Raw genomic sequence first — 7,004 nt, forward strand, 5'->3', positions numbered from 1 at the left:
CACTCGGCGTCAGTCAGATCACCACGAGTCACGCGACCGGTCTACCGCAGTCGGCACCCTCCTGGAGCGGGAATAACCGATCCCGTGATCTCAACCCAGAACACGCCCTAGCCGCCGATCGCCGACATCGGCCGGTCCGGCTGCACGAACGTCGGGTCGTCGAGTCCTGCCCCCGCCTTCTTCCCGTACATCGCCACGCGCCACAGTTCGGCGAGTTCCTCGTCCGTCGCGTCGCCGCGCAGGGCCGCGCGCAGGTCGGTCTCCTCGCGGGCGAACAGGCAGGTGCGGATCTGGCCGTCGGCGGTGAGGCGGGTGCGGTCGCAGGCGGCGCAGAAGGGGCGGGTGACGGAGGCGATGACGCCGACCCGGTAGGGGCCGCCGTCGACCAGCCAGCGTTCCGCGGGGGCCGAGCCGCGCGCGTCCGGCGTCTCCGGGGTGAGGGTGAAGCGGGTGCGCAGGGAGGTGAGGATGTCGCCGGCGGTGACCATGCCGTCGCGGGTCCAGCCGTGCTGGGCGTCCAGGGGCATCTGCTCGATGAAGCGGAGTTCGTAGGCGTGGTCCATGGCCCAGGCGAGCAGCTCGGGGGCTTCGTCGGCGTTGAGGCCCGGCATGAGGACGGTGTTGACCTTGACGGGGGTGAGGCCTGCCGTGTGGGCGGCGGCGAGGCCGTCCAGGACGTCCTGGTGGCGGTCTCGGCGGGTGAGGGTCTTGAAGACGTCGGGGCGGAGGGTGTCCAGCGAGACGTTGACCCGGTCGAGGCCGGCGGCCTTGAGGGCGCCGGCGGTGCGCTTGAGGCCGATGCCGTTGGTCGTGAGGGACATGCGGGGGCGCGGGGTGAGGGCGGCGACGCGCTCGACGATGCCGGTGAGGCCGGGGCGCAGGAGGGGTTCGCCGCCGGTGAAGCGGACCTCGTCGACGCCGAGGAGGCGGACCGCGATGTCGATCAGGCGGACGATCTCGTCGTCCGTGAGGAGGTCGGGTTTGGCGAGCCACTTCAGGCCCTCTTCGGGCATGCAGTAGGTGCACCGCAGGTTGCAGCGGTCCGTGAGGGAGACCCTCAGGTCGGTGGCCACTCGGCCGTAGGTGTCGATGAGCACGTGGGCCCCCTCCCTCGCTGGCTTCTCGGAATGGACTTTCCGTTACACCTGCGAGCCTACGTGACGCCACTGACAACGCTCGAACACGCCCGGGACGTGCGAAGGGCCGCGCCGCCGGAGGGGGTGCGGCACGGCCCTTCGTGGGACGGGTCTCGGCGTCAGTGCGCGCCGGTGCCCGTCAGGGAGCGGACCTCCAGCTCGGCGTACTTCTTCTTGTCGGGCTCCTCCTTCGAGAGGTAGGTGCCGACGACGCCGAGGAGGAAGCCGACGGGGATCGAGATGATGCCGGGGTTCTCCAGGGGGAACCAGTGGAAGTCGACGTCCGGGAACATCGAGGTCGCCTTGCCGGAGACGACCGGCGAGAACAGCACCAGGCCGACGGCGCTGACGAGGCCGCCGTAGATCGACCAGAGGGCGCCGCCGGTGGTGAACCGCTTCCAGAAGAGGCTGTAGAGGATGGTGGGCAGGTTCGCGGAGGCGGCGACCGCGAAGGCGAGGGCGACGAGGCCGGCGACGTTGAGGTCCCGGGCGAGGGCGCCCAGCAGAATGGATACGGCGCCGATGCCGACGGTGGCCCAGCGGGCGGCGCGGATCTCCTCCTGCTCGCTGGCCTTGCCCTTCTTGATGACGTTGGCGTAGATGTCGTGCGCGAAGGACGACGAGGAGGCCAGCGTCAGGCCTGCGACCACCGCGAGGATCGTCGCGAAGGCGACGGCGGAGATCGTGGCAAGGAGGATCGCGCCCCAGTTGGAGTCGACGCCGCCGAGGTGCAGGGCGAGCAGGGGGGCCGCGGTGTTGCCGGCCTTGTTGGAGCCGGTGATCTCGTCGTGGCCGATCAGGGCCGCCGCGCCGAAGCCGAGGGCGAGGGTCATCAGGTAGAAGGCGCCGATGAGGCCGATGGCCCACAGGACGGACTTCCGGGCGGCCTGCGCGGTGGGCACGGTGTAGAAGCGGATCAGGATGTGCGGGAGGCCCGCGGTGCCGAGGACGAGGGCGATGCCCAGCGAGATGAAGTCCAGCTTGGTGGTGCCGGTGAGGCCGTACTTGAGGCCGGGCTCCAGGAAGGCGGCGCCCTTGCCGCTGTTGTCGGCGGCGGTGCCGAGCAGGTCGGAGATGTTGAAGTCGAACTTGAGGAGCACCAGGAAGGTCAGCAGCAGGGCGCCCGCCATGAGGAGGACGGCCTTGACCATCTGGACCCAGGTGGTGCCCTTCATGCCGCCGATGGTGACGTAGAAGATCATCAGGACGCCGACCAGCGCGACGATGGCGATCTTGCCGCCGTCGGTGGTGATGCCGAGCAGCAGCGAGACGAGGACGCCGGCGCCGGCCATCTGGGCGAGCAGGTAGAAGATCGAGACGACGATGGTGGAGGTGCCGGCGGCCGTCCGCACCGGGCGCTGGCGCATCCGGTAGGCGAGGACGTCGCCCATCGTGTAGCGGCCGGAGTTGCGCAGGGGTTCGGCGACCAGGAGGAGGGCGACGAGCCAGGCGACCAGGAAGCCGATGGAGTAGAGGAAGCCGTCGTATCCGAAGAGGGCGATGGCGCCCGCGATGCCGAGGAAGGACGCGGCGGACATGTAGTCGCCGGCGACGGCGAGGCCGTTCTGGAAGCCGGTGAACTGCCGGCCGCCCGCGTAGAAGTCGGAGGCGTCCTTGGTCTGCCGGCCGGCCCAGACGGTGATGACGAGGGTGGCGACGACGAACAGGGAGAACAGGGTGATGATCAGCGGGCGGTGCTGGCTCGCCTCACCTGCGGCGAGGGTGATCGCGGGGCTCATTCGGCGTTCTCCATACGGGTCTTGATGGCCTCGGCCTTGGGGTCGAACTTGGCGGCGGCGGTGCGCGCGTACCACCAGGCGATGAGGAACGTGGTCAGGAACTGGCCGAGGCCGAGGACCATCGCGACGTTGATGTTGCCCGCGACGGTGGTGCCCATGAAATCGCCCGCGTAGTTGGAGAGCAGGACGTACAGCAGGTACCAGGCGATGAAGCCGACGGTCAGCGGGAAGGCGAAGGAGCGGTAGGAGTGGCGCAGTTCACCGAATTCCGCGCTCTCCTGCACCGCTTCGAACTCCTCGGCCGAGGGGCGCTGGGCTGGGATCTTCGATGGGGGCGGTGTCTCGGTGGCCACGGAGTCTCCTCGCGTTGCGAAGGTCGGATCTAACGGACGTACAGGCATATATGTACAGGCATACGACGGAAGCTCGATCGGCCTCGGGCTTCCTTCCCAAGGTCACGGCGCCGCGTTGAGGCCGGTTCAACTCGTTCGGGTTGTTTCGAAAGTTGACGTTCGGGGGATTCGGCCGCCCCGCGAGGTGCCCGGATTCCGGAGCGTGATCTTCGGAAGCCATTGCTGCGGGGCGAGTCCGGCGGATAGCTTCGAGGCGTACCACCCGTCATGTACCTGCCCGGACGCGGACCTCGCGCCCGGTGCCTCGCCGTACCCGGATGATGTGGAGATCCCATGGCTCATCTGCCTTCCAGACGACGCCTCGCGCTCGCCGTGCCGCTCGTGCTGACGCTCACCGCCTCCCTCGGCTTCCTGCCGACGGCGGCGACCGCCGCGCCGGCCTCGGTGGCCGGGACGGTCGGCGAGGCCACCGAGGCCGGGACGCTGACGTACGTCGTCAACACGAAGGTGGACCACCGCACGATCGCGTCGGTCGAGAAGGCGGTCGCGGCGGCGGGAGGGACCGTCGTGATCACCTACGACCGGATCGGGGTGATCGTCGCCCACTCGGCGAACCCCGCGTTCGCGGCCGAGATACGCAAGGCGCGCGGCGTGCAGTCGGCGGGCGCGACCCGGACGGCCCCGCTGACCCCGGCCGGGACGACGGACGAGGGCGCGGTCCAGAAGCTGACGCAGGCGCAGGCCGCACAGCTCGCCGCGGACGCCACCGCCGGTCAGGAGCCGATGGAGGCGGACCAGTGGGACCTGCGCGCGATCGGCGCGGACAAGGCCGCCGAGATCAACCCGGGCAGCAAGAAGGTCACCGTCGCCGTCATCGACACGGGCGTCGACGACACCCACCCCGACCTCGCCCCCAACTTCTCCGCGTCGCAGTCCGCGAGCTGCGTCGGCGGGGTCGCCGACACCACGCCGGGCGCCTGGCGGCCGGCCGACCCGAGCCACTACCACGGCACGCACGTCGCCGGTGAGATCGCCGCCGCGCGCAACGGCATCGGCGTCGCCGGGGTCGCACCGGGCGTCAAGGTCTCCGGGATCCGCGTCTCGCAGGGCGAGGGGCAGTTCTTCTACCCCGAGGCCGTCGTCTGCGCGTTCGTCTTCGCCGCCGACCACGGCGTCGAGATCACGAACAACAGCTACTACGTCGACCCGTACCTCTACAACTGCCTCGACGACCCCGACCAGAAGGCCGTCGTCGACGCGGTGAACCGCGCGCAGTCCTACGCCCAGCGCAAGGGCACCCTCAGCATCGCCTCGGCCGGGAACTCCAACCACGACCTGGACTCCGACGCGATCGAGGACACCACCAGCCCGAACGACTCGACGCCGGTGACGCGGACGATCGACCCGCACAAATGCCTCGACGTCCCGGCCCAGCTGCCGGGCCTGGTGACGGTCAGCGCGACCGGCGTCAAGGGCACCAAGTCGTACTACTCGACGTACGGTTTCGGCGCCGTCGACGTCGCGGCGCCGGGCGGTGACCGGTTCCAGATCCCGGACACCCCGTCCAAGAACGGCCGCATCCTCTCCACCCTCCCCGGCAACACCTACGGCTACCTCCAGGGCACCTCCATGGCCGCCCCGCACGCCGCCGGCGTCGCCGCCCTCCTCAAGTCCACCCACCCGTGGGCCGGCCCCGCCCAGCTCACCGCCCTCCTCAAGTTCCAGGCCGACAAGCAGTCCTGCCCCACCGAGCCGTACGACGGCAACGGCGACGGCGTCGTCGACGCCACCTGCGTCGGCGGCAAGTTCTACAACGGCTTCTACGGCGCCGGCGTCGTCAACGCCCTGAAGGCCGTCAAGAAGTAGCCCCCGGTACGCCGCCGTCGACCCGCGGTCCGGGCGGGGCGACGGCGGCGCTGGAGCTGCTGCCCGGCCCGGCGGGGCCGACAGCGCACGAGGCAGCGGCCGTAGTCCGTACAGCCTGGTTGATCGGCGATCACGGCCTGCCCTCGACGGTCCATCACGTAGAAAAACCACTGGCCCCACCCCTCCCCACCCCCCTACCGTCGTCCCCACGGGGGCGGCTCCCCGGTGTGCTTCCTTCTCACCTGCCTGAAAAGCCTTAGCGCACCCACTCCCCGCCCCCGCCTCTCACTTCACCTTTCCCGGGGGACCCTCTTGACCGAACTCGCCTCCGTCCTGCTGCGCCGTCTCCGGACCGTCTACGTCGACCATCCGGGCCCCCGTCCGGGGGACCCCTCGACGGCGGACGGCATGACAGCTCTGGAAGTCGAGCTGCTGGACCGGGGTTTCGCTCCGAGCAGGGAGTTGAGGGAGTCGCTGGCGTGGCTGGGGCCGGCTGGACTCGCGGGCGCGGGGCGGGAGTTGATCGCGAGGATCGACGAGGAGCTGGGGGCGGACCGCACGCACATGCCGCTGTTCCGGAACTTCCCGGTGTCCGTGCCGGACGACACGGAGGCTTTGTGGGTGGACCGGGTGTTCACGCTGCTCCTCCAGTGGCCGCAGCAGCCGTGCGTCCTGTGCGGGACGGTGACGAGCGTGCACCCGGTGTCGCCGTGCGCGCATCTGGTGTGCCGGGTCTGCTGGGACGGCGAGGAGTACGCGGGTTGCCCGATCTGCCACCGGAGGATCGAGGGGGACGACCCGTTCCTGAGGCCGGCTCAGCCGCGCCGCACACCGAACGACGGCACACCCAACGACGCGGGCCCGCTGAAGCTGCTCGCGCTGGGCACGGACGCCCGGTCGGACACCGTCACGGCGCTGCGGACGCTCCTCGCCCGCCGCACCCCGCTGCCGCCCAGGGACAGGGCGGATCTCGGTGTGCTGCTGGCGCACGCTCCGGAGGGCGTGGAGTGGTTCCCGCGGGAGGTGCCGGTCCGGGAGACCAAGGCGTTCGTGCTGGGCCGTCTGCTGGCCGTACAGAGCCGCAGGGCGGAGGTTCTGGGGCTGCTGGACGCTCATCTGACGACCGCGACGGACGTGTTGCGGCTGCTGTGCGTGTGGTCCGGCGGGGAGGCGGACCTCGTCGAGCCGCCGAGGATGCGCTCGCTGCCACGGGGGATCCGCCGGCGGCTGCTGGCCGTGCTGGACGGTTTCCCCCGGCTGGTGGAGGACGTCCTGCGGCACCCGACCGCCTGGAAGCGCGCGGCGGAGACCCTGCACCCGTTCGAGCACCACGCCCGGCACCCGAGGGCGACGCTGGCGTTCGCGGTGCTGCGGGGCACGCCGACGACGGGGGAGCTCGGGGAGGGGATCCTGCGGACGGCGGCGGCGCACCCGGAGGCGGTCCGGATCGTCGGCACGCGTGTGCGCCCGGCGACGTGGCACGCGCGCGTGGAGGGCGCGTTGGCGGAGAAGGACGCCCGCGCGGCCCTGGAGCTGCTCGCGGAACGTCCGGGTGAGCTGCTGCGGCGCCTGGACCACGTCCTGCGTCTGCGCTCCCTGGAGACCCTCCCGGAGGACTTCGCGGACGTCCTGCGCCGCGCGCTCCCCCAGGCGGGCCCGGCGCCGCTGCTGGCTGCTCTCGGGCGGCTGCGCGTCCGGCATCTCCCGGCGGACCGGCGGGTGTTCTTCCCGCGCGGGAGCGTCACGCGCGCGTGGGCCGTCGACGACACGCGTCCGCCGCTGGCCCTCGCGGTGACGGAGGCGTTGTGGGCCGGCTTGAGGCCGTCCGTCCAGTTCCAGTCGGCGACCTTCTCCAGGACCTTGGGGTCCTTGGCGACGATCGAGATCGGCACGTCACGGTTGGCGCCCAC

General features: G+C 71.0%; 4 protein-coding genes and 1 pseudogene. 2 read left to right on the forward strand and 3 right to left on the reverse strand.

The window, feature by feature from the left end; all coding sequences use genetic code 11:
• Positions 1–107: 107 nt before the first annotated feature.
• The 3 genes from moaA to ACVNF4_RS29995 all read right to left on the reverse strand — a co-directional run bounded on the left by moaA (position 108) and on the right by ACVNF4_RS29995 (position 3,228).
• Positions 108–1,097, reverse strand: a complete 990-nt coding sequence (gene moaA, locus ACVNF4_RS29985; RefSeq protein WP_461806021.1) for a GTP 3',8-cyclase MoaA — start codon at positions 1,095–1,097, stop codon at positions 108–110.
• A gap of 158 nt (positions 1,098–1,255) precedes the next feature.
• On the reverse strand, positions 1,256–2,875 hold the full coding sequence (locus ACVNF4_RS29990; protein WP_461806022.1) for a solute symporter family protein: 1,620 nt from the start codon (positions 2,873–2,875) through the stop codon (positions 1,256–1,258).
• Entirely contained in the window at positions 2,872–3,228 is a 357-nt protein-coding gene (locus tag ACVNF4_RS29995; protein WP_461806023.1) for a DUF485 domain-containing protein, read from the reverse strand. Before ACVNF4_RS29995 ends, ACVNF4_RS29990 begins: the two co-directional genes overlap by 4 nt.
• A gap of 333 nt (positions 3,229–3,561) precedes the next feature.
• Between ACVNF4_RS29995 and ACVNF4_RS30000 the strand changes: the two genes are divergently transcribed.
• Together ACVNF4_RS30000 and ACVNF4_RS30005 are read left to right on the forward strand one after the other, a co-directional pair.
• Positions 3,562–5,094: a S8 family serine peptidase gene (locus ACVNF4_RS30000; RefSeq protein WP_461806024.1), complete on the forward strand. Its 1,533-nt coding sequence runs from the start codon at positions 3,562–3,564 to the stop codon at positions 5,092–5,094.
• 225 nt (positions 5,095–5,319) lie between these two features.
• Positions 5,320–6,852 (forward strand): annotated as a pseudogene (locus ACVNF4_RS30005) (MXAN_6230/SCO0854 family RING domain-containing protein); the annotation flags it as partial.
• Positions 6,853–7,004: the final 152 nt, after the last annotated feature.

Source organism: Streptomyces sp. S6, from assembly GCF_054880855.1.

Bases quoted from the DNA above. Each gene is read 5' to 3' on its own strand.
- ACVNF4_RS29990 (WP_461806022.1), bottom strand. From the start codon at position 2,875: ATGAGCCCCGCGATCACCCTCGCCGCAGGTGAGGCGAGCCAGCACCGC.
- ACVNF4_RS30000 (WP_461806024.1), top strand. From the start codon at position 3,562: ATGGCTCATCTGCCTTCCAGACGACGCCTCGCGCTCGCCGTGCCGCTC.